This window comes from Rhizobium sp. SG_E_25_P2 (genome assembly GCF_029892285.1).
Lineage (GTDB): Bacteria > Pseudomonadota > Alphaproteobacteria > Rhizobiales > Rhizobiaceae > Rhizobium_E.
On record NZ_JARXVM010000014.1, the window covers coordinates 108,765 to 132,650 of the forward strand.

Sequence of the window (23,886 nt, forward strand, 5' to 3'; positions counted from 1 at the left end):
AACATTGACGAAGACCTTGCTGCATTGGCATTCGACTTTGCTCACACCCCCCGCCGCCCCCTTGCCGCCGCCCGCGCCAGCATGGCGTTGATCTGCTGCTCCGAGCGGCGGAAGCTCGCGGCATCGGCCGCCTGCACATTGAAGACGATCTGGGTTCCGCCGCCGGCGCCCGCCACGCCGAGGCGGCCGTCGGGGCCGCGGCTCAAAGGCAGGATGGCCTCGGCGCCGGCTTCGCCCATCAGGCCCAGCCCGTCGCCGGCGCCGAAATAAGTCGGGCCGTTGACGACGCCGCCTTTGGCGTAGGCGGTCGCGCCCGTCAGCGTCTGGGTCAGGCTGGAAACGCCCGAGGACAGCGCGCTTTGCAGCGGCGCGAGCCCGGCGTCGAGCGCGATCGACGAGAAGCGCGTGGCGATCGAGGCCAGCACCGCGTTCAGCCCGTCGCCTTCGAGCGTAGCGCCCTTGAGCGCATTGGTCAGCGCCGCCCCGAAGGCGCGCGAGCGCGCCTCAAGGCCATCGAGCGTGTCGGTCAGCGCACCGGCGAGATCGAGGCTCGCCTCCAGGTCATCCTCAGCCATACGGCCCTCCTTGTTCCACCCTCGCCGGCTCGTCCGGCCAGGCCGCCATCAGCGCGGCGAGATCGCCGCGCCCGAGCGGGCTTCGTAGCGGCCCGCCCAGCAGCACGGTCAGTTCCCTCACTGTCATCGACCAGAAATCCCCTGGCGTGAGCCGCAGCCGGCCGAGCCCCGCTTCCATCACCTGCCGCCAGGGAAAGCCGACGCCGGGCTCGGCCCGCCCCGCGCCGGCGGCTGAAAAGGGCGCGTCGCCCCGTTCGCCTCCTCCGTCAGAAAGGCCGAGGCCAGCAGTTCCGCCGTCAGCCGCACCGCGCCTTCAAGCCCGCCCTCGATGCTGAGATCGGCCAGATCCTCATCATCGAGCCGGTTGCCGCCGCCGCGCAGGCCGGCCGCGAGGATCGTCATGACGTCGCGCGCCGACAGCCTGCCGCCCGAAAAACGCCCGGCGAGATCGGCGATATTGTCGACGCCGAAAGCGGTTTCGAGTTCGGCGATGGCGCCGAGCGTCAGGCAGAGAATGCGGCGCTCGCCATCGATCACCGCCTCCACCTCGCCGCGCCGCCGGTTGGCCCGGCCGCTCACGCCAGCGCTCCAAAACTCAATTGACCCGCCGATTCCAATGCGAGATCGAACAGCACCTCGCCGTCGAACTGGCCGTAATAATCGAGCGCGGTGATCTGGAACGGCCCGGTCACCTGGCCGAAATCGGGAATGACGATCCGCCAGTCGAGCACGCTGCCGGCGAAGAAGGCGGTGCGCACGGTCGCATCCGACGCCTGATCCTTGAAGATGCCGGAGCCGGACACAGCCGCCTTCTTCACCCCGCCGCCGTCGAGCAATTCGCGCCAGCGTCCGGCGCTTTCGGCGTCGGTGGCGTCGATAGCAGCCGCATTGAAGGCGATGCGGCGCGAGCGCAGCCCCGCCACCGTCTCATAACTTTCGCCATTGTGGATCTTGAGCAGCAGATCCTTGCCGCGCTGGGCTGTCATGCGCCTGTCCTTTCTTGCTGAGATAATCGATGGCGCCCTCGCCTTGCGGCGGCGGGCGGCGGCGCCTATGCTGGCGCCGCATTCAAAGAGATTTTCATGACGTCGCCATCCGCCGCCCGCTTTCGCCTTCTCGCGCCCCTGGCGCTCTGCCAGATCATCGGCTGGGGAACGACCTTCGACATGCCCGGCGCGCTCGGCCGCATCATCGCCGCCGATCTCGGCTTTTCCAACGAAGCGGCCTTTGCCGGCTTGAGCGTGATGATGATCGTCTCGGGCCTTGCCGGCCCCTGGGCCGGCCGGCTTTTGAAGGCGCGCGGCGCCCGCTTCTGCCTGATCACAGGCGCCTGCACCATGAGCGCGGGCCTCACAATCATCGCCGCCGCGCAGGGCCTTTTTCTCTATGGGCTCGGCTGGCTGGTGGTAGGGCTGGGCGCGGCGCTAGGTCTCTCGGCCTCCGCCCACACCGCCGTGGTCGAGCGCGAAGGCCTCCGCGCCAAGGCGTCGATCTCACTGATGATGATCGTCACCGGCCTGTCGGCGGCGCTGTTCTGGCCGCTGCTCAGTCTCGTCAATGCCAGCTTCGGCTGGCGGATCGCGGTGCTGATGGGCGCGGCCCTGCAGATCGGCCTCTGCGTTCCGCTCTATCTGCTCGCGCTTCCCGATGCGCCGCCACAGCCACCTCAGGAAACGCAATCACCCACATCGGCGCCTGCCGAGACCGCCAAAGCCGGGCGCAACACGTTTCTGCTGCTCGCCGCCGTCTCCACGCTGTTCACGCTGGTCACCTTCGGCCTGTCGCCGATCCTGATCGCGCTGTTGACCGCCAGCGGCGCGGCCCCGGCGCTCGCGCTCAGCCTCGCCTCGTTCCGCTCGGCGCTCGGCGTCACCGCCCGGCTCGGCGATATCCTCTTGGGCAGGCTCAGCACGCCGCCGCGCGCCATGGCCGGCGCCTGCCTGCTGCTACTGCTGGCCTTCGCAGCGCTGGCCTTCGGCGCGCCGTCGCTTGCAGCGCTCATCCTGTTCATCGGCCTTTACGGCTTCGGCTCCGGCGTCGGCACGGTGGCCCGCACCGTCCTGCCGCTCAGCCATTTCTCGGCCAGCGATTTCGGGCTGATGTCCAGCCGCATCGCGCTGCCGCAAAACATCGCCACCGCCTTCGCCCCGGTCGCCATGACCGCGCTTCTCGATCGCGCCGGCCCCATGGCCGCATTGTCGGCGGCGGCGCTGCTCACTCTGGCCGCGCTCGCCTGCCTCTGGGGACTGCAGAGAGGGAGGCGCTCATGACTCCCGGTCAAGCGCCGCGATCAGGTCACGCATGGGCAGGATCAGCGCCCGGTCGAGCCCCCTAACCTTGCGAAAGCCCCATCTCAGGTAAAATGCTTCGGCAGCCTCATCGAGAGCATGCACCAGCACCGCCCGCGCGCCAACGTGATCGGCGGCAAGCGCCGCCACCGTCAGGGCATGAGCCATCATGGCCCCGCCCAGCCCCTGGCCCTGGCATCGCTGATCGACGGCCAGACGCCCGAGCACGATCACCGGGATCAATCGCGGCGCGCCATGGCCGCCGATCGCCCTGTCCACACTCGCCCGCTCGATATCTCCGGCGGCCAGCGAACAATAGGCGACGACGCGCTCTCGCTCGTCGGCGATCACATAGGTGCGGGCAAAGCCTTCGCTCTCGCTGGCCAGCCCCAATTTTTGCAGATAGTCATCCAGCGACGGCTGCCCGCAGTGAAACTCGGCGACCTGATGGCGCGCAGACAGTTTCGTCGGGCGCCGATAGAGCGTCAATCAAGCCACTCCCGCGTCCGGCGCATCAGACGCTTGAGCCCGTCATTCATCCTTGCGGGTTCGGCCAGAAGCGCGTCGATCTCGTCGAACACCTCGTCCGATAGCGTCAGCCGCGTCCGCTCCATCAACGCCTGTTCGGCCGCCGCCTGCGCAACTTCGGTCACGAAGGCGGTCATCGTCTTGCCCTTCAGCGCCGCCGCCTGCTGAATGGTCTTCAGCGCCGAAGCCTCCATGCGAAATGTCACCGTCTCGGTCTTGCGGATCGCGCCCATCGAAAAGCTCCTGCTCATCAGGGCAAAAACCAACCATGGTGTCATGACATTGTCAATACACTCACCACCGCCCTGACCCCGAGCTCGACCAGAACAGCCCCGCTCCCCTCCTTTCGCCGTGCGGCGGATGTCCGGAGCGCCAGCCGCGCCAGCCCGCCGCTCTCGAGCGCCAGATCGGCGCCGTCGAGCGCCCGGGCTGCGCAGGCGGCGATTGCCTGCGCCTCGGCCCGTCCCATCGCCCGCGACCAGGCCTCGAAGCTCAGCAGATGCTCCTCCACCCCCTCGGCCAGCACTTTCGCCTCGCTTTTCGACAGCAGCAGATAGGGCATGGCGCGCGCGCTGCGGTGATGGTCGAACACGCCGTCGGCGCCCACCAGCGCCATGAGTTCAGCGTCGGCGGTGAGCCTCGCGAAAACAGTCTTTTGCAGAGCATTCAGGAGCGCGCTCATGTCTCGCCCTCCGTCACGCGGCAGACCAGAAAGCGGCCCGTCTCGTCGGGATCATGCAGCGTGCGGATCACGAACAGCCGTCCGCCCTTGCGAAAGCGCATGCCGGGTTGGACGACGCCGCTCCAGCGGATCCAGATGCGATGGGTGATCGTCTGGCGCTCGACGCCGCCGGTTTCCGCCACCGTATCGGCCACCGGCTCGATCCTCGCCCAAAGGCTGGCCGCAACGGCGTGACTCCGCGTCACCCCGCCCTGCCCGTCCGGCGTTTCCACTGGTGACTCCAGGTCAAGCCGCGCCGTCAACTGGCCCGCATCGAAAAATCGCGTCAGCATGTCAGAGCCTCATCATCCGATAGGGCGCGATCAATCGGTCGTAACCATCAGGCACGCCCGCCGGCTGCATTTCAGTGGAAACGACGGCGCGAAAGCCGTGCATCAGCGCCACATGCGTCAGCATCGCCCGTTTCAGCGTGTCGGGAATATCCGCGCCGGTGTCGCCGAAGCCGGCGGTGAAATCCACCTCGACGCCGTTCATCGCGCCCCGCGTCTCCGGCCGCCGCTTCAGCCACAGCCGCGCCGGCCGCGCCTCTCCGTCGAGCACATGCCCAGTGAGATCGGCGAGCCCCTCGGCGCCGTCGGCGTCGAAGATCCTGACCGCGTCCACGGCCGTCACCGGTCCGCGCGCAATCTCGATCGGTCCTGTCAGCGGCCAGCGGTCGAGATAAAGCCGCATCGGCCGGCGGATCAGCGCAAGCCCGCTCACCTGTTCGAGATGTTCGCGCGCGGTCACGATCAGGCTCGCGATCAGCCCGTCCTCGTCGGCATGGTCGATCTTCAGATGCGTCTTGGCCTGGGCGAGCGTCAGCGGCTCGGCGCCGGGCGGCGCGAGGTTGATGATGGTCATGGGAGGTCCTTGGAAAGGGAGAATGTCTGGGTAGCGAGGTGAGACAAAGCTGTGCTCCGCCCCTCATCCCCCTGCCGGGACCTTCTCCCCGCGCCGGCGGGGAGAAGGAGGATGGAGCGCCGACATTGCCACAATCGCCCTTCTCCCCGCTCGCGCGGGGAGAAGGTGGCGGCAGCCGGATGAGGGGCTGTGCACGCCGTCAGCGGAAAGAGCCGCGCGTAGCGGCGCCAAAGAGTGGCGCCGGCTCAGCTCGCCGAAAACTTCACCAGCTTGATCGCCTCGAAATTCTGCACGCCGCCGCCCACCCGCTTGGTGGTGTAGAACAGCACATAGGGTTTGGCCGAATAGGGATCGCGCAGCACCCGCACGCCGAGACGGTCGACGACCAGATAGCCGGCGCGGAAATCGCCGATGGCGATCGCCAGCGCATTGGCCGCAATGTCGGGCATATGCTCGGCCTCCGCCACCGGGAAGCCCATCAGCGAGGCCGGCTCGCCCACCGCCGCCGGCGGGCGCCAGAGATAATTGCCGTCGGCGTCCTTGAATTTGCGGATCGCCGCCTGGGTCGTACGGTTCATCAGATAGGTGGCGTTCTGGCGATGGCCGGCCTTCAGCGCATAGGCCGCGTCGATCAGCACATCGGCCGGGCCGGCGGAGGAGAAGGCGCCTACCGCGCCGGTGGCGACATAGCCGAGATTGCCCCAGCTCCAGCCCGCATTGGCGACCGACGTGTAGGCGAGCACGCCCTTGGGCTTGGAGACGCCGTTGCCGGTCACGAAGGCGGCGCTTTCCTGTTCGGCAAAGGCGATTTCCACTTCGGACGCGATCCAGTTTTCGATGTCGACGGCGGCGTCGTCGAGCAGGGTCTGGGTGGCCGCCGGCATGGCGTAGAGCTCCATCGTCTCGAAGGAGAGTTCGGTCAGCGCGGCCGCCGCCGTCTCCGTCCGCGCCGCCGTCTCCGCCGCCCAACCGGTGGTCATGCCCGAGGTCGAGAACGGCTTTTTCAGCACATGGGTGGAGACCTGCCGCACCGTGGCCAGCGCCCGGATCGGCGAGACCACAGCCAGCCGGCGGCCGATCTCGCCATCGGTCTCCTCGGGCACGAGATAGCCGCCATCGGCATTCGATCCCGCCGACATCGCCTTCTGTTCCAGCGACCGCAGTCCCGCCTCGTCGCCGCGACGGATATAGGCCTCAAACGCGCTCTTATGCTCGCCGCGCTCAGCCCCGTCGCGCCCGCCCGAAAGACGCGGCCGCGCCTGTTTCAGCGTCAGCTGGTCGAGCATGGATTTCTGCTCGTCGACGGCCTTGTTGATGCGCTCCACCTTGTCGCGGGTCACGACATCGGCGCTCAGCTTGCGCTCGATCTCGTCGAGCCTGACATCATTGGCCTCCTTGAAGGCGTCGAACGCATGCATGAAGCCGTCAAAGGCATCCGCAATCGCATCCGGCGCCGCCTTGATCTCGGGCGCCGTCATTTTGGGCGCTGTCTGGGCATGGGTCATTCCAAGTCCTTTCCATGAAAAAAGGGCCCCGAAGGCCCCTTGGTGAAGATGAATTTGAGAATGGGGTTCGCGGGCGGGGGGCCACACCCCTCTCTTCCGTCATCCTCGGCCTTGTACCGAGGATCTGAGCCATCGAACAAAATCAAGACGTTGCAGATGCGCGGGACAGGCCCGATCATGACGGCGGCGGCAAATATGGCCTTTCCACGGGCAACGGCCTGCACAGCCCCTCATCCCCCTGCCGGGACCTTCTCCCCGTAGAACGGGGAGAAGGAGGATGTGGCAAGGACGGCGCTCCATCGCCCTTCTCCCCGCAGGCGCGGGGAGAAGGTCCCGGCAGGGGGATGAGGGGCCGTGCACGACGCGTCAACGCGATCTCAAGAACCTAGCTCAGCGCCTCGATCCCCTTGCGCCGGATGAGATCGAGCAGCACCAGCACCGGCCCGGACGGCGTCTTTACGCCGCGTTCGAGCTGCGACACATAGCCGGCGCTGACATTGAGCCGCCGCGCAAACACCGCCTGGCTGAGCCGCGCCTTCTCGCGCATCGCCCGGATGTCGGGTCCGGAGGGAATATCGATGCGGATCTCCCGCTCCTCCTCCGGCAGATGGCGCAGCGTGATCTGCGCCAGCGTCTCGTCGTCGATGATCCCGCCGCGGTGAAAATCCGGGGCGGTTTCCAGAATGGCCTCGCGCAGTCGCCTTCTCTCGTCGTTACGCATGATCGATCTCCTTGAGGCGTTCTTCCGCCACCGCGCATTCAAGCCCAGCCGCATCCAGCGCCAGCAGGTTGCGGGCGAGGTCGCGAAGGGTCTCCAGCTCATCCACCCCGATATTGCCCCGATCGCTCTTCTCAAAGCCATACACAAACACCGCCCGGTCGCCGCGCCGGATGGCGATCAGCGTCGGTAACCGCCAGAGCGCCCCTGACCGACCCGTCCGACCCGTTGCTTGATCACACCGCCGCCGAGATCGGCGTCAACAAGCCCGCGTTCGGCGCGGGTGATCGCCTCGATCAGCGCCGCCTCCGCAATCCCGGCGCGCCGAACGAATTTCGCCATCCACCGGGTCATGAAGACGCGCATGCCGACCTCCGCCGATTGGCAAACTATAGTTCATTGTGCGAGTGTTTCAAGCCGCCGCGTCGCCGCGCGAATGCGTCCGGCAAGCCCCAGCGCCTTGACCGCACTCACCCGCGCGCCCGGCAGCATGGGAAAGGTGACGATCGAAATCTCCCAGAGATCCGCCTCGAGGATCCGCCGCACGCCGCTTTTCGCATCCGCTTTGGCCCGCACCGTCTCGAAACCGATCGACAGCCCGTCGAGCGCTTTTGCGCGCATCAATTCGCGCACCTCCCGCGCCCGCGCCACGCCGTCCGACAACAATCCCTCGACATAAAGCCCGCGCGCATCCTCCCGGATCGTCCGCCACACGCCGATCGGCTCGGCCGGATCATGCTGATAGAGCATCCGCACACCGTCGGCACCGCGCCGCGCCAGCGATTTCAGAAACGCCCCGCGCTCGACGCTGTCGCGGCCGAGATCCGTTTCGCCGAACAGACTGGCGTAACCGGAAAACGCGCCGCCTGCGTCCAGCATCTTCAATTCGGGCAAAGCGAAGCGTCGCCCGGCGCGTCCGCCGATCGCGGTGCTGATCATGACAAACTCCTGGATTGTGGGAGGGGAGCGCCGAATTGACAGCCCCCGAAGCCTATGGTGGAATATTGGAATGAAGGCGGCTTTGATCATCCGAGAACGGAGACTGTTCGCCGACGGTTTCATCATGGAAATGGTGATCTGGCGCGTGCCAAAACCCGTTCCGCCTGTATGGCATGGTTTCAAGTACCGCTTCTTCTATGGTCGTCCCGGAGAACGGCTGATCGGCTACGACAACGAACGCGGCAAGGGAGATCACCGTCATTATTTGGGCGTGGAAGAGCGCTACGAATTCACCAGCATCGAAAAGCTGCTCGACGATTTCGCCGAGGCGGTTTCGAACCTGAGGGGAGAGCCCATTTGACCAAGGTGGATGTCCATGTCGCCGAACCGTTCTCCGCATCCCGCCGTCGAATTCTCGATGCGCTGGCAAAGTCGGACGCCGGCGAAACCGTCAGTGAATTCCACATCGTGTTTCCGGACTGGACCACGCTGGCCTCGGTCATGACGCCAAGCCGTCTGGCGCTCTTGCGCCATCTTCATGCGCATCCCCGATCAAACGTCGCGGATTTGGCGCGCGGCCTGGAACGCGACGATAAAAGCGTCAATGACGATGTCGCGGCGCTCATGGCTGCGGGGCTGATCGACCGAGACGATTTCGGCCTCAGCGCCACCTATGGCGAAATCCGCGCGTCGATTGCGCTGTGAGGCGGCGAAATGACCAGGAGCCGTTGAGCATCTTGCCATTAATGGCCGTCACGCGCTGCGGGCAAGTATGCTCTGCGCCATCTCATTCTCCCAAGGAGGATGAGATGGAGGCGGCCAAGATCCGAACATTGATCGGCCAGCCGCGATGCATTAGATTGGGTTCGTCAGGAGAACCGCGATGGGCGCTCGAACAATCGTCAAGACGGATATCGATGCTACCGTAGAGAATGAGGCTTCGGCTGTTCTCGCGGCCATGGGTTTATCCGTGTCCGACGCTGTGCGCCTGATGTTGACGCGCGTGGCTCGCGACAAGGTCCTTCCATTCGAGCCATTGTCGCCACGGGAAACAACGACCGAGGCCATGGCTGAAGCCCAGGCCGGAGGCCTGAAGTCGTTTCATTCCATCGAAGATCTGATGGCCGATCTTCATGAGGACGATTGAGCGAACATCGCAGTTCAAACGGGATTTCAAGCGAGAAATGAAGGGCCGAAACGCCGATCGCTTGGAGAGCGATCTCGTGGTCATTCTGCGCGCGCTTGCGCATGACGATCCGCTTCCGGCAAAAGCCCGCGACCATGGTCTCACAGGCGATTGGATTGGCCACCGCGACTGCCACATACGTCCCGACCTCGTCCTTATCTACCGCAAGCCGACCCCCGACATCTTACAATTGGTTCGCCTTGGATCCCATTCAGAGCTGGGTCTGTAAACCTGACCAAGTCGCCCCCCTCACCCCTTCTCCCGCCCCCACCGTCTCGCCAGCCGCTCGATCAGCCCCAGCCCCCACCAGGCGGTCACGCTCACGCTGGCCGCCCCCGTCAGCATCACCTCCGAGGGCGAGAGCGCGGCGGTCACGCCCAGGCGCTGGGCCAGCCACACCCCGGCCGGGCCGCCGAAGATGACGCCGGCGATCAGGCCGGTGGCGAAGCGGGCGGCGGCCTCGCGCATGCCGCGCGGCAGCATATAGACGAGCGACAGCGCCGCTCCGGCAGAAGCGCCGGCGGCGCGCTCCATCCAGAAGCCGGGGTCCTGGGTCAGGTCAGCCATCGTTAACAGTTTCACGGTATCATCCCTCCAATTGTCCAGGCCGGTCATCGGCCTCTCCTCCCTGTCCCGGGCGGGTCCGCAACGGCAAAAAGCCGAGTCTTCTGAATCGCTTGCCGCACATCGTTGAGACGCCGAATCCGTTTCACTGCGCCCAAAAAGACCGAGCCTTCACGCGCCTCATGAACCGCCTGCCGGAGCGAGAACGGCACCCTCCGGAACATCCTGATTTCACTGCATTCTTCGCCCGCCGCGTCTTTCTCGCCGCCAGTTTTCCCTCCGCTGAGGGCTCTATCATTTTGAGTCAATCGCTCTGGACAAGCCTCTCAAAACGCTTAGCTTTAGGCTTGAAGCATCAAGGAGCCGCCCATGTCCGATTTTCCCGTCATCGATCTCGCCGGTTTCGAGGCCGCCGATCCTGATAAAAAGCGGCAGATGGGGCGGGAGGTGGACCGCATCTGCCGCGCGTCCGGCTTCCTCGCGGTCGTCAACCACGGGATTTCGGACGAAACCATTGCCAATGTCTGGGCCGCCGCCCGCGCCTTTTTCGATCTGCCCTATGATCTCAAGGATCAGGCGCGCGCGCCCTATCCCGGCTACCCCTACGGCTATCTCGGCCCGGGCGCCGAGGCGCTCGCCCGCTCCAAGGGCGTGGAAAGCCCGCCCGATCTCAAGGAGAGTTTCAATGGCGGGCCGCTCTCGGCGCCCGAAGGGCTCACGGATGAAGAGGCGCTGAATTTCTGCTATGCGCCGACCATCTGGCCGCGCGATCCCCAGGGTTTTCGAGGTGATTGGGAGGCCTATTACACAGCCGTCACCGATCTCGCCGCCCGCATCATGCGCGTCTTCGCCGTGGCGCTCGATCTCGATGAAGCCTATTTCGAACCCTTCATCGCCAATCCCATCTCGGCGCTCCGGGCGCTCAATTATCCCGAACTCGCCGCCCCGCCGCCCGAGGGCCAATTGCGCGCCGGCGCGCATACCGATTACGGCAGCCTGACCATCCTTCTGCCGCAGCCCGGCTCGCGCGGTCTCGAAATCCTCACGCCCGAAGGCGCATGGCGCGAAGTGCCCCCCGTAGACGGCGCCTTCGTCATCAATATCGGCGATCTCATGGCCCGCTGGACCAATGACCGCTGGGTCTCCACGCTGCACCGCGTCGTCAACGTCCCCCCCGACCAAGGCGGCCTCGACCGCCGCCAATCGCTCGCCTTCTTCCACCAGCCCGACTGGTTCGCCGCAATCGAAACCCTGCCCTCCTGCCTGGCGGCGGGTGAGACGCCGACCTATGAGCCGGTGCTGTCGGGGCCGTATTTGATGGGGAAGTTTAGGAAGACGGTGGTGTGAAGGCGGGTGTGGGGGCGCTATGGGGTTGGGAGGCGAAGATGGGGAGCACGTTAGAAGCGGTAGTGAAAGGTGCTATAGCGCTCCCTTTTCGAAAGATTGCGTTTCACGATATAATGCCGCTAGAGTAAATGAATGGGGCTGTGTCGCTGTTGGAATGGCCGCATATCAGAAAATTCATGTTAGTGAATTTTTAGAGCTAAATGAGGATCAGGCGATGGCAACGTCAGAGTTCGACGCGTTTGTTCAACGACAACAGGCTAAGAAGCGGGATTCCAACGAGTTCGATGCAAAGCGGCAGTTGGACGAATGGCGCGTGCATCTTTCAGAGCTTTACCGCATGGTCGAAGTTAACATGCAAACCTATATTGATACCGGTGCGGCCACGATCGAATATACTCCGCTTGAGATCAACGAAGAGTTCAGTGGCCCATATGAAGTCAATGAGATGTTCTTGACCATAGGCCCGTCGGTGATCCGCTTTAAGCCAATCGGAACCATGCTGATCGGCTCAAAGGGACGTGTCGATGTAGAAGGGCCACACAGCACTGCGCGTCTTGTTCTTGTGAATCGGAAGATAAGTGAACCCCGCCAACTGATCCGGGTATCGATATCGATGAATGGGCGGCCAGAGGCTCCCGTTAGCTTGCAGAATGATGATCACATCGAGTGGGCATGGAAAATTGTTACGCCCGCGCCAAATATTCGCTTTATTGATTTAGATGAAGCGACCTTTTTTGACATGATCTTGATGGTCGCCGATGCCTAGTCTCTTTTCGCTGACTGAGATAGCTAATCACCATGTTGACGTGGAAGCTTCGCTCAGACTTTATTTCTCGAATGCAAATCCGACATTCCCGCAGCGTTTCTTTAGTTATACTCTGACCGAGATCACCGACGAATTATCAGACAGAATTAATGAAACAGAAATGCAGTCAGCGCTCACGATATTGGCTCGTGTCGAGGCGGCCTTGCGTCGAGATTATTTGCGTCGATGCAAGGACAAGCTGGCAGACGATGTCTCGATAGCCTTCAGAAAGATTCACAAAGCCAGGGGCAACCATGCCCGTCTCGACGACGACATATTAAAGACTTGGTACGACAATCTGGGAAATTCTGAACGGGTAGTGGTCAGCAGACTTCGCGGGATGTTGAAATTCAGGCATTGGATGGCGCACGGTCGATACTGGAATCATAGGCCAGTGCACAGTTTTCAAGACGTTTATCTCGTCGCCGACCTCACGATTTCAACTTTGAAACTGCGTTAATAGCTAAAGCGGTAGCGCGTTCAAGCCTAATGACGAGAACTGACCGTTGCGCCACTGGATAAATTAGAAAATAACCGGGCGGCCTATGACCTCAAAGGGTCAATTTCGATCATGGCCACAGCCGCCACCCAACCCCACTCCTCCTTAATACCCCACCGCCTCCCTCTTCTCCGGATCCGTTAAAAACCTCCTCGCCCCCACCCGCGCCCTCAGCGCATCCCGCGCCACCGCCAGCCCCGAGGCCTGGTCTAGATCAGGGCTCAGCCCGATATCCTCGCCATAGATCATCAAGAGACCACTCGAAAGACCGAGGCGGTGCGGGCGGCGAGCGGCAGCACAATCAGCAGCCCTCGGCAAGCCCCAACTTCACCCGCTCATCCCGCTCAGCGCTCAAACCGCCTCACCCCGACACCGCAAAACGTTCCAGTTTGGCCAGCGTTTGCTGCCCGAGTTCTTCCGCTCCAAATCCCTTGGCCGTCTGGTATTCTGCAGCCGTGCTGAAGATCATCGTCAGCGTCACCTTGGTTGCGCCATCCTGTTCCTCCATCGTCACGACGGCGTCGGCATGCTTTGGGCCGTTCTCGCCCCAAAGCAGCGCGTAGTCTATCCGCTCTTCAGGCTGCACCTCGTGGTAGAGGTGGTGGTTCGGGAAAATCGTTCCGTCCGGCGCGATCATGTCGAAGACCCAATCGCCGCCGCTGCGCAGGTCGATCCTGCTTGTTCGGCAGGAAAAGCCTTCCGGCCCCCACCAGAGCGGCAGCGTTTCCGGGCTCATCCACACGCTCCAAACAACGGATCGCGGCGCCTTGATGATCCGCTGCAGCACCATGGTCCGGTCCGCAGCGCTTTCGATATCGTCCGTCATTTTTCACGCCCTTTCATTGTCTGCATCACAAACGCGTCCAGCCGATCCAGCCGAGCGCCCCAAAGCGCTTCTTGCTGCTTGAGCCAGGTTCTGGCGGGCTCAAAAGCCTCGGGCACGATGGCGCAGGTGCGAACCCGTCCATCCTTCGCCGTGGTGATGAGCCCGGCCTCCTCCAGCACCGACAGATGCCGCATCACGGTTGGCAACCGCAGTCCCGTTGGTTCTGCGAGATCAGTCACGCTGACTGGCCCCTCGGCGAGCGCCGTCAACATCGATCGACGCGTCGGGTCTGCCAGCGCGTGAAACAAGAGCGAGAGAGCAGGATCATGCTTAGCCATATGGCTAAGTTATCAGAAGCGGCGACGCCTGCAAGGAAAACCTTGCCAGTTGGCTAAGTGTTGGCGAGGACCGTCCCTTCCCCCCCCTCAATACCCCACCGCCTCCCGCTTCTCCGCATCCGTCAAAAACCCCGCCGCCCCCAGCCTCGCCCACAGCGCATCCCGCTCCGCCGCCAGCCCCGAGGCCTGGTCGAGATCGTGGCTCAGCCTGATCTCCTCGCCATAGATCTCCGACAAAAACCCTGAGAAGGCCGAGGCCGTGCGGGCGGCGAGCGGCAGCACGGTCAGCCGCCAGAAGGCGCGGTTGGCTTCGGCGTAATTGGCGTAGGTGTTGTCGCCGGGCAGGCCGAGCAGCAGCGGCGGCACGCCGAGCGCCAGCGCGATGTCGCGGGCCGCGCCGTTCTTGGCCTCGAAGAAATCCATCTCGCGCGGCGTCAGCGCCATGGATTTCCAGTCGAGCCCGCCTTCGAGCAGCATCGGCCGCCCCGCCCGCGCCGGTCCCGAATAGCCCTCGGCGAGCTCCGCCTTGAGACGCTCATATTGGTCGGGGCTGAGATTGCCGCCCTCGCGCGGCTGATAAACCAGCGCGCCCGAGGGCCGGGCGGAATTTTCGATCAGCGCCGCATTCCATTCGCCGGCGCGGTTGGAGAGGTCGAGCGCGGTCAGCGCCGCCGACAGCGGCGCAAAGCCCAGGTGATCGTCGAGCGGATGAAAGAGTTTGAGATGCAGCAGCCGCCCCTCGCCCGTGGCGGGATAGCGCCGGGCCCGGCCGCCGGCGGTGTAGTCATAGGCCTCCGCCCAGCCGTCGGCGCCCTCGATCACCCTGATGCGATCGGGCCTCAGCAGATGCAGTTCGGCGAGCCGCATCCCGGCCTTCACCGGCAGCGCATAGCCATTGCCGGAGATCAGCAGATGCCCGTAGAGCGCCTCGAAAAACTCCGCCCCGGACTGGCGCGGATTGGGCGCCGAAATCAGCGACAGCGCCGGATGCTCCGCCGTTTCCCGCCCCCCGACATGGCAGAGCCAGGCGAGCGAGGCTGCGGCTTCGGCGATCAGCCGCACGCCGCGATGGGCGATCGGGTTCTTCATGAAACCCTCGCGAGCGAGCGCGGCGTAGGATTTCTCCCGCCATACCAGCCTGCCCTCGCCGGCAAAGGCGATCAGGCTTTCGAGCCCCTTGCGTTCCGCCGGCGCGGTCTCTTCCCGGCGTCGCCGCCAGGGCAAGAAAGATGCATTTTTTCCCATGAGATTTACCTTATGTTCAATGCGTCATGGCAGCTTCGCCGAAGGGAAAGGAGGTCCACCGGCCATGGCAAATTTCATCCACGCGCGTCAGGGGCTCAACAAGGGCGACATCGTCGTCGTCCAGTGTTCGCATCAATGCAATGTCTTCCTGATGGACGATCAGAATTTCGAGGCCTACAAGAAACGGGCCAAGTTCACCTTCTTCGGCGGCCACGCCAAGCTGTTCCCGGTCAAGCTGCCGGCGCCCGCCTCGGGCTTTTGGAACGTGGTGATCGATCTCGGCGGCAAACAGGCCGAAATCAAGCACCAGATCAGCTATATCCGCCAGCCGCAGCCCGCCGCCGCCCAGGCGTGAGGGCCTGCCTGCGTCATGTATGCAGGCGCAGTCTCCCGGTCGTGGCGTCGCGCTCCACGCCGGGATTATGGCTGATGGCCGGCCAGAGTTCGGCAAAGCCGTCCGCGGTCGCAAACAGCGCGTTGCACATCACCTCGGCCGCATAGGCCATGCCCGGCGCGAGAAATTGCGGCGGGCGACCGTCGTAATAGAGCAGGAAGCAGAGATAGCCTTTGCCCGCCATATAGGCGAGCAGTTGGTCGAGCCCGCCGCCCAGTTGCGCAAGCCCCTTCTGGTGCATTTCGGCGACGATGAAGCGGATCACCTTGCGGTCGAGCAGGCCGCCTGCCCCCTTGAGGATCAGTTGTTCGGCGCCTTCGGTGTCGATCTTCACCAGCCGCGCCCGCTCAAGCCCGCGCTCGGCCATCGCCGCGTCCAGCGTCGTCGTCCGCATCGTCTGCGCCCCGCCATTCATGCCGGCGTCGCCATTGAAGCGCACCGGGTCCCACAGCGCATTGCCGCCCGAACTCTGGGCGTTGAAGAAGAATTCCGCCGCGCGCTCGGCTTCCGCCATCGGCCGGTCGATGATCTCGATATTGGCCAGGCCGTTCAGCCGCGCCTGCAGCCGGATGCGATCGATATTCTTGGGGTCCGGCTCTACCGACACGACCCGCCCCTCTGGTCCGACCAGCAATCCGCCGAGCACCGAGAAATAGCCGACATTGGCGCCGATATCGACAAACACGTCGCCCGGCCTCAGCGCCAGGCGCAACAGATTGGTCACATCGGGCTCATAGGCGCCGCCCACGCGCAGGAACCCCAGAATATGGTTCTCATTGGCGTTCTGGTCGTCATGCCGAAAAAACACCTCGGTCGGCGGCCGATCCAATCCCCTGATGCGAAACTTATAGTCGGTTTCCATGCGCTCACCCCGGCGAATCCCTGCCGGGAGAGGAGCATGCGGACCCTGCCCGGAGCCGGTCTTGCGGGATCTTTGTCGCCGTCAAAGGCGAATGTGGCGAGGGCTCATCCCGCGTGTCGATGATCGACCCTGATGAGACCGCCCTGAATGGCGGCTGGCGCGGCGCCCCACGCCACCCCGGCGATCGAGAGGAGTCCCCGCATCGTGACGCAAGATTTGCGGCGCCTGCAACCACGCAAGAATGCGCCGCCCATGGCGGGCGTTCCCGCAAAGCCGCAACGCTCCCCATTCGATCGGCGTCCTGTCATAACCGCAGCCGGCTTGCCTCCGGTATACCGACATAGGCCGCGCGCCAAAATCCTCTTTCCAGCAGGCCAGACCGGCCTCTCTGAAGGCGCAGCAAACAACGACCGCCATCATTCGGCTTGGACAGGCTTGACAGGCGACCGGGCGGACACCAGTCTCTCGCCCGACGCGGGAACGCGGCGAGCGGGGTCAGCCGTAGCCCCGATCAGCAGATCGATAGAGCGGTTTTAGGGGTTTACAATGAGACTAGGCGCGTTTCTGGCAGCTTGCATGGTTGTTGGGGCAGCTTCGACGGCGCATGCCGATCAGGCTGAAGATTTCAATGCTTTCGTGCAGGTGCTGGCGATTCCGGTCTACGCGCATAGCTGCGGGATCATGATGGACAAGGCCGTGATGGACGCGATCAACGCCGAGGTGGTCAGCAAGATGAACGCGGCCGGGGTGTCGGAGGAAAAGGGCGTCGAGATCCAGGGGCAAATGGTCGAGGAGTTCAAAGCCAACGCCGACTGCACCGAAGGCTCTGACGACCGCACGAATTTCGACGCGATGCTGAAGGCCTATGAGGGCAACTAAAGCGTGTCTCAGCAGCGCCACGCCATCATCTCCAGGGCGGTTGAGCTGACTTGATCCACCGCCGCGGCGGCCCCGATCTCGTCAGGGAACGCGGGGAACATCGACAGCCGGCCCATCGCGGATCGGGATCAATGTCGCGTGGCGACCGGCGCAAGAATGCGGGTGAGGAAATCACGAACAATGGGCGTGACCTGTTCGCGGGGAAGGCGATGACCGCCTTCCAGCGTGTGCAGGCTCACCGGCGCGCCGGCCAGCGCCAGGGCTTGCGAAAACCGCATGGCCTGATCGACCGATGCGCGATCATCATATTTGCCGTGAACAAGCAGGATCTCCGACCGGATCGTCTGTGCATGAAACAGCGCCGAGCGGTCCAGAAAACTGTCATCCGAAAGGCCGGCTTCTGTCTGGATCGCGTGCTGCAAACCGCGCGAACTGTGTTCATAGGCGTCTCTCAGGTCGTAGACGCCGCCTGTCAAAATGATCGCCTTGAGATCGGCCGCCTTGCTGGCGACCATGGCGGACGCCACAGCCCCCCGGCTATGTCCATAAAGAATGATGCGCGTCGGATCGACCGATGGCTGCCGCTTGAGAAAATCCAGGGCCGCCACAATCGCTTGCTGGGTCCTGGGTCCACAGAAATCTGCGGGTCCGTCCGATGCGCCGAAGCCCGGCTGCGAAACCGAAGCCGCTGTGACGCCAAGGCGAGCGGAAAACCTTGCAAGCGTTCCATCATCGACCGCTTCCCGCCCTCCCAAAAGACGCCCTCCCTGATTGCCATGAACAAACAGGATCGCTCCATTCCATGGATCTGGCGAAGACGCGCAAAACAGTTCGGCGCAAGCGCCATCCCCCCGATCGATAAGGCGCCGCGTGACTGCCGGCATGGCCGTTCCTCCCTTGCAACCTCCGGCGAGGATAGAGCGCCGCGCCCCTCCTTCCAAGACCGCAATTGGCCTCCCCGCACACCAAACTCCCCCGCGCCGCCGCCCGATCAACCGCCGCGAACCGCAGCTCGCCAGGCAGTCGGGCTATCGCGACCACGCGCGGGTGGTTGGGATGCGCCTTATAGGCGGCGAGCTGGGCTTCGCTTTCGAATTCGCCATAGACGATCAGGTCCGCCTCGCCGCCCAGCTGGTCTCTCGTCAAATTGGTCGCGGGCGGAGAAGAACACACGACAGGACGGATCATGCGGGCCTCCGGCGATGCCGGCTGGGCGCTATTGGCCCAAAGCGGCCGTCATCGCCTATCAGCAATCTCAGTGCAACTTGTCTGCCGACTTACTTCCCTGCGAAACAACGGGAGGCTCGATCCGCCCCGCTGAAAATGCGGTCGCCATAGCATCAAGGTCAGCTAGCGTGACGGGGCGGCGTCCAGTGAGATAGGTCCAGCAACTAAATGTCGTTCCCTGCATGGGCACCATCTCCTTGGCCTTTCCGATGAGGGCTAGAGCGCTAGCAGTATCTCCCACCACTGCATGTGCCAACGCAAGGCATTGGTAGAAGTTTGTATCCTCGTCTTCATCTGATAGCGACGCAAGCTCGAGGACACGAGCGAATAGTTCTTGTCGCGGAGCTCCCTCTTCGCCCCACTCTGCGATGGCGTAGTTGAAGACATCCCGGATGTCGCTACTGGCCAGAATCGCGGAAGCATCAGCGGCGATAATGTCCATAGCTTTGCGGAATTCCCGGTTAGAGATCAAAGTAAGCAATAGACTTGATCTGAGAACCTCGTCCTCGTCTCCATCATTCTGGGCAACGAAAAAAGCTTTCTGCAACAGCCTCGAACTAATGCCCACAGCACGACGATCCGACTGGAGTGCGTCCGTTACAACCGTCACGTTTTCCGGAAGGAGCTTATCCAATATTGGCGATCTTTCGACCAGCGCCAGCCAATCCGGGTCGAAAGATTTCAACGCTTCGATCACCGATCTCAAGTCCGTTGGTGTCGTATCGGGGGAGCCCAGAACCTCCAGAAGGTCGCTCTTCGCTTCATCACGACGGGACTGACTTAGGAGGATGAACGCGCGTTTGAGGTATGACTTCTGTGCATTGAAACCGGCCTTAATCGCGCACTCCAGCGCTTCCAACTCGTTAGCGAAGTCACCCAAGTCATGGTAGATAGCCGCCATCATCCAGCAAATCTCGCCATCCCGGATGTGTCGCGAGCTTATTCGTTCTAACTGGACCTTGATCTCATTCAAAGGCAATGACCGCGTAGGCGGCGTTTTGCTACCGCGCCGCGCTTTGGCACGGAACTCGGTCATGACGCGCTGCAAATACAGCAGAACGCCGTCACGGTCTTCAATGTTGAGTTCCATGAGTGCTTCGGTGAGCTGTCTATACTCAGCCGAAAGCTTCGTTTTTGGCCGATCGATGACGAAAATTTTCTGATCGACGAGCGACATGCTGTTGTAGTGGCGGATTGTGGCGGCTGGCGTCTCATATTGCAGTTGTTGGCCCGCATCATCGAGCATTGACCTCAATATGGCGTCCTCATCGTCGAGGTCGGGCACATTCGAAGGGCAGAACAGCATCTTCGTCCGCTTGGAGTCGACATGGCGGTCGGCCCTGATCTCATCGACGATGGTTTTGAGACCGGAGATGTTCTGTTTGTTGGGGAAAAACATGAAGGTGATCGCGTCCGCAAGCTGGCGCGTGCAAATCCCTCCAACATCTGTGTAGCCGGTCCTGCTGTCGATCAAAACGTAGTCGAATTTACGGGGATCGTTGGCTATCTGTTGCTTCATGTCTTCGAAGAGCAGGTAACCGCTCTTATTCTCGTAAAGGTCCAGCCAGTCGATGGACGAAAGCTTTGAGCCGTAGCTTTGGTCGCGACGGCCTGCTGGAAGAACCCAAAGAGGTATCTGACCAGACGGCACTTCGAGATGAGTTTCCACAATGAAGTCTGAGATGTTGGGCGCGACCAGCGTCGTGACATACCGGTTGACAAAATCCACGATACCTTCACGGCTCTCGCTAGCGGAAAATTGCTGAAAGCTTGGGATGCCTGGCGCTTCAAGATCGAAGTCGATTATCAGAACCCGACGTCCGCGTTGAGACAGTTCGGCAGCGACGTTTACGAGACTCATAGTCCGCCCGACTCCGCCCTTGTACGAATAAAACGTAATGGCAAACATTAGGCAACTTTGTCCAATGCCGGCCGAAGCCTGAACTCTCTCGAGTGTCGACGGGTAGCGTCCGATATTGAGGTTCTAAAGACCGGATTGAACGCCTGTTTTGAATTGGCTTCACGGACAAGGCGAAAGTTAGATGGCAACCGAAGCAGAAGTAAGAGATTGTTGGCGGATTCACCTTGTATCTGGTTGCCGAGCTCCCAACGCTTAATCGAGGCTACACCAAATCCGCTGATATCTGCGAACTTATCCTGTGTAAGGCCATGGCCTTCGCGGATTGACTTGATATCACGCGGAGTCAAGCGACCGAGATGCCTGCACACAGCTTCGTGGCGGAGGACTTCAGCCTCCTCACCCGTGTACATCTCATCGCAATGATCGCATTGATAGACAGGAACGACGGCAGACAGAAGAACTTCTTCGTCGCCAGACCCATAAACAAATTTTTCCTCGAAGTGGCGGACCGTAACGGTACCAATCTCGCAAGCATCACATCGATGTATCATTTGATCTGTTCGCTTTTTGCTAGATGTAGCTCTCATGGAAGCTGCGCCCCTGAACAAAGTCTGAGCCCAGCTGGAGCTTGATATAAATGTGGGATACGGGAGGATGGCCCGCAACCTTTATAACGTAGGCTGTCTTGCCCGGGGGTTTGTCGAGGACCACTATCTCGATGTCGCATCCGCTCTCCAGCATGTGCGCTATGAACTCCCAAGCGGAGTCTTCGGTGAAGCGGCTAGCGGGATCGCGAGGGTCATAAAGCGATCCAGGTCTCCAGTCGGTCGGCTGGTCAAAACTAAACCGGTTTTGCCGCGTCCGTCGTGACTTGCATCTGTTAGCGAGCATTTGCCTGACGGCATCATTGACCTTTGACTCTCCAACCACCGATCAGCCCTTCGAAAGTATCAAATGATACTAAGGCGAATTTGTCAAGGGGAATTTGGCTCCCGTGATCGTCGCCTGATATTTAGGATCAAGATGTCAAATGCTTGAATCCGCGCGTAGATGCAATGGGTAAACGCATAAAGTGCACAGCAAGCAGGCATAGGTGGAGCCCTGAAGTCAATAGAAGGGGGTGTTGCGCTCCGGCATGCGTCTGAACACAACATATTTGTCGAGTTGTTGCCAAGCAGTCGCGCCCTCGAAGAACCCCGCATGTCGAAGAGTACTCTGGGCATGTCGTGAGCAGAGCCAGAACTCGCCGCTGGGCTTGCCTCTCCCAGCGTCGCGGGGAAATGGTGCGCCTCTATGAGGCCGCCAAGCAGTCGCGATCTCTATTTAGCACGATGTCCGCTCTTGGCGCAAAGCAGCCCCACCTTCACACCAAGCTCCCCCTGACCGCCTCCTCCACCCGATAATCCGCCGCAATCCGCATCTCCCTGAGCGGCCTGACGATCTCGATCGAGCGCTGATAGTTGGGATGCGCCTTATAGGCGGCGAGTTGGGCTTCGCTTTCGAATTCGCCATAGACGATCAGGTCCGCCTCGCCGCCCAGCTGGTCGGTCTTCAGGTTGGTCGCGGGCGGAGAAGAACACACGATAGGACAGATCATGCGGGCCTCCGCCGATGCTGGCTGGCCGCCATTGGCCCAAAGCTGCCTAATGGTTCGGGTTGGAGCCAGGCCCGTCCAACCTGTGACGGGGTAATTAGATTAAAGGCCTTGCTCTGACCCCGCCGGTTCAACCGCAAGCAATGCCGAGATACTCTGCACTTATGAATTTCCTGTCGCCACGCCAATAGACGCTATGAGCCCAGAAGCCGTGGGCATCGGCAACCTCATCGTTGGATATCAATACAACCGACACCCTCTCTTCATTACGAGCGGCTTCAATATATTGGCGAGCTTTTTCCAACGTATCGTAGACCATGGCAATTCGTTCTTTGCCGTCGTACCCGACGAGGATGAAGCGCTTCTTGTGGGCCTCGACAGCCCGCAGTCCGATCCCTAGTGGAACGCCGATGATCGCCACGCAGTTTTTTTCACCGTTGCACGCCTGGTATGCATGGCAGGACCAAGGGGGAGGTCCGGGATCCTTAAAAGCGCCAGCAGGAGAGGAGATCAGCAGAAACAGAGCAAGCCCAGTGAGTCTCTTCAAGAAAGCTCCCATTCGCGGCACCTATGAACAAACAACTGTCTGATTGCTAGCGAAAAAGGCTCTTGTGTCAACGGTAATAGGCTATCCTCCATTGACCGCTAATGGCGCAAAGCACCCGCCCCCCTCACACCAAACTCCCCCTCACCGCCTCCTCCACCCGATAATCCGCCGCAATCCGCATCTCCCTGAGCGGCCTGACGATCTCGATCGAGCGCTGATAGTTGGGATGCGCCTTATAGGCGGCGAGTTGGGCTTCGCTTTCGAATTCGCCATAGACGATCAGGTCCGCCTCGCCGCCCAGCTGGTCGGTCTTCAGGTTGGTCCCGATTTCGAGCAGGATCTTGTCGGGGATCTCGGTGAGGATGGACAGTCCCGCCCGGATGCGGTCGAGATCGGCGCTGTTACGGGCGGAGAAGAAGACGATATGGCGGATCATGCGGGCCTCCGGCGATGCTGGCCGCGCTTAGCACGGCCCCCGCGCCGCCCGCAACCGTCAGAAGACGGTTGACGCAGCGGACAGAAAACGGCTCAATCCTCGTCATGACCACGCTTGCAATCCATGACGTTTCGGGCGGCGTCCTCGCCGTCACGCTGGCCGATCTCATCGCGCTTTTGGGGCCGCGCACGCGCATGTCGAGCTGGATCGCCGCGCCAGTTCGCGCGCCGAGCGCGCCTTACGACTGGTTCGACGTGATCGGCGACAGCGCCGGAGACCTAGAAGCGCTGGCGCAATCCGGCGCGCCGATTGCGGGCGAACAGTTGCTCGCGCTCGCCAGATCCACGCGCCAGATCATCTGGGGCGGCTTCGCCGCCTATGAAGGCCAAGCCGCCTCACCCTGGCTGACGATCCGTTTTATCGACAGCAGCTGGTGCGGGATCGAAACAGACGACGCCAAGGCGCTGGCCGGCATTCGCGCGCATTATTCAGACGTCCAGACGCTGTGAAAATCTATCACTTATAGGATATTGCCCGGTAAAACGCCCGGCCATGGCCAGCCAACCGGTCGGCGCTTTCCAGTCCGTTGATGATGCGGCGGGCGCCGGCCCAGTCGTCGCTGTCGCCGTCGAAAAAGTCCTTGAGTTTGCGCTTCGTGAACAGGCCCTCGATCATGCCGGCGATGATGATTTTGACCGCAATATCGAGATCGAGCGCCGCATCGGGGTCAGTGACGAGATCGACGCCGAGCCGCGTTCCCAGCGCCTCATAGTTGCGCTTATGCGTCAGCTGCACCAGCCCGCGGCCATACCAGCTCTTGCCGTCCGCGTCCCTGCGCCAATAGGGCGTCTTCACCCAGGGCAATTTCCCCGCATTCCAGGCAGTCTCCAGCCGCTTGATCGCCTGGTCGTCGGTGTTGGCCAGCGTCTCGCGCACCGCCTGCAGCGTATGGGCGCTTTCGTGATAGGCGGTGGCGAGGATATAGGCCAGCCAGCGGTCGTCCTTGGCCGCATGGTCGCTCTCCCAGGCGTCGAGGATCGCCTCGGCGCCATCGACCTGGCTCTGCTTCAAGCCGTTCGGAAACAGGCTTTCGCGGATGACCTCGAAAAAGAACGCCCTGTTGATGCTCATCGTGTTT

34 protein-coding genes and 3 pseudogenes are annotated in these 23,886 nt (G+C 62.3%); 11 read left to right on the top strand and 26 right to left on the bottom strand.

Going from position 1 to position 23,886, the window contains the following annotated elements; translation table 11 throughout:
• Positions 1 to 41 precede the first annotated feature (41 nt).
• Genes M2360_RS18845 through M2360_RS18860 form a run of 4 tightly spaced genes read right to left on the bottom strand, consistent with a single transcriptional unit; the run spans position 42 to position 1,561 of the window.
• Complete coding sequence (locus M2360_RS18845) at positions 42 to 575, bottom strand: phage tail tape measure protein (protein ID WP_280776793.1); 534 nt, start codon at positions 573 to 575, stop codon at positions 42 to 44.
• Positions 568 to 753: a phage tail assembly chaperone gene (locus tag M2360_RS18850; RefSeq protein ID WP_280776794.1), complete on the bottom strand. Its 186-nt coding sequence runs from the start codon at positions 751 to 753 to the stop codon at positions 568 to 570. The genes M2360_RS18845 and M2360_RS18850 overlap by 8 nt, the downstream gene beginning before the upstream one ends.
• Positions 753 to 1,154, bottom strand: coding sequence for a gene transfer agent family protein (locus M2360_RS18855; RefSeq protein WP_280776795.1), 402 nt, complete (start codon positions 1,152 to 1,154; stop codon positions 753 to 755). Before M2360_RS18855 ends, M2360_RS18850 begins: the two co-directional genes overlap by 1 nt.
• Complete coding sequence (locus tag M2360_RS18860; RefSeq protein WP_280776796.1) at positions 1,151 to 1,561, bottom strand: phage major tail protein, TP901-1 family; 411 nt, start codon at positions 1,559 to 1,561, stop codon at positions 1,151 to 1,153. The genes M2360_RS18855 and M2360_RS18860 overlap by 4 nt, the downstream gene beginning before the upstream one ends.
• Before the next feature lie 96 nt (positions 1,562 to 1,657).
• On the opposite strand from M2360_RS18860, the gene M2360_RS18865 reads away from it, so the two are divergent.
• On the top strand, positions 1,658 to 2,845 hold the full coding sequence (locus tag M2360_RS18865; RefSeq protein WP_280776797.1) for an MFS transporter: 1,188 nt from the start codon (positions 1,658 to 1,660) through the stop codon (positions 2,843 to 2,845).
• Here the strand turns inward: M2360_RS18865 and M2360_RS18870 are convergent.
• From M2360_RS18870 to M2360_RS18915, 10 genes are all read right to left on the bottom strand, one after another.
• Positions 2,840 to 3,352, bottom strand: coding sequence for a GNAT family N-acetyltransferase (locus tag M2360_RS18870; protein WP_280776798.1), 513 nt, complete (start codon positions 3,350 to 3,352; stop codon positions 2,840 to 2,842). The two genes, M2360_RS18865 and M2360_RS18870, sit on opposite strands and share 6 nt — an antisense overlap.
• On the bottom strand, positions 3,349 to 3,624 hold the full coding sequence (locus M2360_RS18875; RefSeq protein ID WP_280776799.1) for a DUF1778 domain-containing protein: 276 nt from the start codon (positions 3,622 to 3,624) through the stop codon (positions 3,349 to 3,351). Before M2360_RS18875 ends, M2360_RS18870 begins: the two co-directional genes overlap by 4 nt.
• A gap of 41 nt (positions 3,625 to 3,665) precedes the next feature.
• A complete protein-coding gene (locus M2360_RS18880; protein WP_280776800.1) occupies positions 3,666 to 4,073 on the bottom strand; it encodes a DUF3168 domain-containing protein in 408 nt (135 codons plus the stop codon).
• Positions 4,070 to 4,405, bottom strand: a complete 336-nt coding sequence (locus M2360_RS18885; RefSeq protein WP_280776801.1) for a phage head closure protein — start codon at positions 4,403 to 4,405, stop codon at positions 4,070 to 4,072. The genes M2360_RS18880 and M2360_RS18885 overlap by 4 nt, the downstream gene beginning before the upstream one ends.
• A gap of 1 nt (position 4,406) precedes the next feature.
• A complete protein-coding gene (locus M2360_RS18890; protein ID WP_280776802.1) occupies positions 4,407 to 4,976 on the bottom strand; it encodes a head-tail connector protein in 570 nt (189 codons plus the stop codon).
• Positions 4,977 to 5,221: 245 nt separating this feature from the next.
• The gene (locus M2360_RS18895) at positions 5,222 to 6,481 is read right to left on the bottom strand and encodes a phage major capsid protein (RefSeq protein WP_280776803.1); all 1,260 of its coding nucleotides are present in this window, start codon (positions 6,479 to 6,481) and stop codon (positions 5,222 to 5,224) included.
• Positions 6,482 to 6,866: 385 nt separating this feature from the next.
• Positions 6,867 to 7,202, bottom strand: a complete 336-nt coding sequence (locus M2360_RS18900) for a helix-turn-helix domain-containing protein (RefSeq protein WP_280776804.1) — start codon at positions 7,200 to 7,202, stop codon at positions 6,867 to 6,869.
• Positions 7,195 to 7,383, bottom strand: a complete 189-nt coding sequence (locus tag M2360_RS18905; protein WP_348529569.1) for a type II toxin-antitoxin system RelE/ParE family toxin — start codon at positions 7,381 to 7,383, stop codon at positions 7,195 to 7,197. The genes M2360_RS18900 and M2360_RS18905 overlap by 8 nt, the downstream gene beginning before the upstream one ends.
• Positions 7,380 to 7,565, bottom strand: coding sequence for a type II toxin-antitoxin system RelE/ParE family toxin (locus M2360_RS18910; protein ID WP_280776805.1), 186 nt, complete (start codon positions 7,563 to 7,565; stop codon positions 7,380 to 7,382). Before M2360_RS18910 ends, M2360_RS18905 begins: the two co-directional genes overlap by 4 nt.
• Positions 7,566 to 7,595: 30 nt before the next feature.
• Positions 7,596 to 8,138, bottom strand: a complete 543-nt coding sequence (locus tag M2360_RS18915; RefSeq protein WP_280776806.1) for an HK97 family phage prohead protease — start codon at positions 8,136 to 8,138, stop codon at positions 7,596 to 7,598.
• Between the two features lie 70 nt (positions 8,139 to 8,208).
• On the opposite strand from M2360_RS18915, the gene M2360_RS18920 reads away from it, so the two are divergent.
• The 4 genes from M2360_RS18920 to M2360_RS18935 all read left to right on the top strand — a co-directional run bounded on the left by M2360_RS18920 (position 8,209) and on the right by M2360_RS18935 (position 9,553).
• The gene (locus M2360_RS18920; RefSeq protein WP_280776807.1) at positions 8,209 to 8,499 is read left to right on the top strand and encodes a DUF6516 family protein; all 291 of its coding nucleotides are present in this window, start codon (positions 8,209 to 8,211) and stop codon (positions 8,497 to 8,499) included.
• Positions 8,496 to 8,843, top strand: coding sequence for a hypothetical protein (locus M2360_RS18925; protein ID WP_280776808.1), 348 nt, complete (start codon positions 8,496 to 8,498; stop codon positions 8,841 to 8,843). Before M2360_RS18920 ends, M2360_RS18925 begins: the two co-directional genes overlap by 4 nt.
• A 178-nt stretch (positions 8,844 to 9,021) precedes the next feature.
• Positions 9,022 to 9,285, top strand: coding sequence for a type II toxin-antitoxin system RelB/DinJ family antitoxin (locus M2360_RS18930; RefSeq protein WP_280776809.1), 264 nt, complete (start codon positions 9,022 to 9,024; stop codon positions 9,283 to 9,285).
• The gene (locus tag M2360_RS18935; RefSeq protein ID WP_280776810.1) at positions 9,272 to 9,553 is read left to right on the top strand and encodes a type II toxin-antitoxin system YafQ family toxin; all 282 of its coding nucleotides are present in this window, start codon (positions 9,272 to 9,274) and stop codon (positions 9,551 to 9,553) included. The genes M2360_RS18930 and M2360_RS18935 overlap by 14 nt, the downstream gene beginning before the upstream one ends.
• 20 nt (positions 9,554 to 9,573) lie before the next feature.
• Here the strand turns inward: M2360_RS18935 and M2360_RS18940 are convergent, their stop codons facing one another.
• A complete protein-coding gene (locus M2360_RS18940) occupies positions 9,574 to 9,891 on the bottom strand; it encodes a DUF6107 family protein (protein ID WP_280776880.1) in 318 nt (105 codons plus the stop codon).
• 366 nt (positions 9,892 to 10,257) lie between these two features.
• Between M2360_RS18940 and M2360_RS18945 the strand changes: the two genes are divergently transcribed.
• The 3 genes from M2360_RS18945 (at position 10,258) to M2360_RS18955 (ending at position 12,500) form a co-directional block, all read left to right on the top strand.
• Positions 10,258 to 11,235 carry a 2-oxoglutarate and iron-dependent oxygenase domain-containing protein gene (locus M2360_RS18945; RefSeq protein ID WP_280776811.1) on the top strand — a complete coding sequence of 326 codons (978 nt, stop codon included), beginning with the start codon at positions 10,258 to 10,260 and terminating at the stop codon, positions 11,233 to 11,235.
• A gap of 154 nt (positions 11,236 to 11,389) precedes the next feature.
• Complete coding sequence (locus M2360_RS18950; protein ID WP_280776812.1) at positions 11,390 to 12,001, top strand: hypothetical protein; 612 nt, start codon at positions 11,390 to 11,392, stop codon at positions 11,999 to 12,001.
• The gene (locus tag M2360_RS18955) at positions 11,994 to 12,500 is read left to right on the top strand and encodes a hypothetical protein (protein ID WP_280776813.1); all 507 of its coding nucleotides are present in this window, start codon (positions 11,994 to 11,996) and stop codon (positions 12,498 to 12,500) included. The genes M2360_RS18950 and M2360_RS18955 overlap by 8 nt, the downstream gene beginning before the upstream one ends.
• Positions 12,501 to 12,900: 400 nt before the next feature.
• Here M2360_RS18955 and M2360_RS18960 read toward each other — a convergent pair.
• From M2360_RS18960 to M2360_RS18970, 3 genes and pseudogenes are all read right to left on the bottom strand, one after another.
• Positions 12,901 to 13,359, bottom strand: a pseudogene (locus M2360_RS18960) (SRPBCC domain-containing protein); the annotation flags it as partial.
• Between the two features lie 2 nt (positions 13,360 to 13,361).
• Positions 13,362 to 13,703, bottom strand: coding sequence for a metalloregulator ArsR/SmtB family transcription factor (locus M2360_RS18965; RefSeq protein ID WP_280776814.1), 342 nt, complete (start codon positions 13,701 to 13,703; stop codon positions 13,362 to 13,364).
• 87 nt (positions 13,704 to 13,790) lie between these two features.
• Complete coding sequence (locus tag M2360_RS18970; RefSeq protein WP_280776815.1) at positions 13,791 to 14,948, bottom strand: phage portal protein; 1,158 nt, start codon at positions 14,946 to 14,948, stop codon at positions 13,791 to 13,793.
• Between the two features lie 64 nt (positions 14,949 to 15,012).
• Between M2360_RS18970 and M2360_RS18975 the strand changes: the two genes are divergently transcribed.
• A complete protein-coding gene (locus tag M2360_RS18975) occupies positions 15,013 to 15,303 on the top strand; it encodes a DUF1883 domain-containing protein (protein WP_280776816.1) in 291 nt (96 codons plus the stop codon).
• Between the two features lie 13 nt (positions 15,304 to 15,316).
• Here M2360_RS18975 and M2360_RS18980 read toward each other — a convergent pair whose 3' ends face one another.
• The gene (locus M2360_RS18980) at positions 15,317 to 16,204 is read right to left on the bottom strand and encodes an FkbM family methyltransferase (RefSeq protein ID WP_280776817.1); all 888 of its coding nucleotides are present in this window, start codon (positions 16,202 to 16,204) and stop codon (positions 15,317 to 15,319) included.
• A 576-nt stretch (positions 16,205 to 16,780) separates the two neighbouring features.
• On the opposite strand from M2360_RS18980, the gene M2360_RS18985 reads away from it, so the two are divergent.
• Positions 16,781 to 17,083: a hypothetical protein gene (locus M2360_RS18985; protein ID WP_280776818.1), complete on the top strand. Its 303-nt coding sequence runs from the start codon at positions 16,781 to 16,783 to the stop codon at positions 17,081 to 17,083.
• A 128-nt stretch (positions 17,084 to 17,211) separates the two neighbouring features.
• Here the strand turns inward: M2360_RS18985 and M2360_RS18990 are convergent, their stop codons facing one another.
• The 6 genes and pseudogenes from M2360_RS18990 to M2360_RS19015 form a co-directional block, all read right to left on the bottom strand.
• Entirely contained in the window at positions 17,212 to 17,967 is a 756-nt protein-coding gene (locus M2360_RS18990; protein ID WP_280776819.1) for an alpha/beta fold hydrolase, read from the bottom strand.
• Between the two features lie 163 nt (positions 17,968 to 18,130).
• Positions 18,131 to 18,235, bottom strand: a pseudogene (locus M2360_RS18995) (Dabb family protein); the annotation flags it as partial.
• A 103-nt stretch (positions 18,236 to 18,338) separates the two neighbouring features.
• On the bottom strand, positions 18,339 to 20,219 hold the full coding sequence (locus tag M2360_RS19000) for an AAA family ATPase (RefSeq protein WP_280776821.1): 1,881 nt from the start codon (positions 20,217 to 20,219) through the stop codon (positions 18,339 to 18,341).
• A gap of 1,315 nt (positions 20,220 to 21,534) precedes the next feature.
• A pseudogene (locus tag M2360_RS19005) lies at positions 21,535 to 21,732 on the bottom strand (Dabb family protein); the annotation flags it as partial.
• 163 nt (positions 21,733 to 21,895) lie between these two features.
• Positions 21,896 to 22,312 carry a hypothetical protein gene (locus M2360_RS19010; protein WP_280776822.1) on the bottom strand — a complete coding sequence of 139 codons (417 nt, stop codon included), beginning with the start codon at positions 22,310 to 22,312 and terminating at the stop codon, positions 21,896 to 21,898.
• A 124-nt stretch (positions 22,313 to 22,436) separates the two neighbouring features.
• The gene (locus tag M2360_RS19015; RefSeq protein ID WP_280776823.1) at positions 22,437 to 22,748 is read right to left on the bottom strand and encodes a Dabb family protein; all 312 of its coding nucleotides are present in this window, start codon (positions 22,746 to 22,748) and stop codon (positions 22,437 to 22,439) included.
• Between the two features lie 104 nt (positions 22,749 to 22,852).
• On the opposite strand from M2360_RS19015, the gene M2360_RS19020 reads away from it, so the two are divergent.
• Complete coding sequence (locus tag M2360_RS19020; protein ID WP_280776824.1) at positions 22,853 to 23,257, top strand: hypothetical protein; 405 nt, start codon at positions 22,853 to 22,855, stop codon at positions 23,255 to 23,257.
• Positions 23,258 to 23,264: 7 nt separating this feature from the next.
• Here the strand turns inward: M2360_RS19020 and M2360_RS19025 are convergent, their stop codons facing one another.
• Positions 23,265 to 23,879, bottom strand: coding sequence for a glycoside hydrolase family 19 protein (locus M2360_RS19025; RefSeq protein ID WP_280776826.1), 615 nt, complete (start codon positions 23,877 to 23,879; stop codon positions 23,265 to 23,267).
• Positions 23,880 to 23,886: the final 7 nt, after the last annotated feature.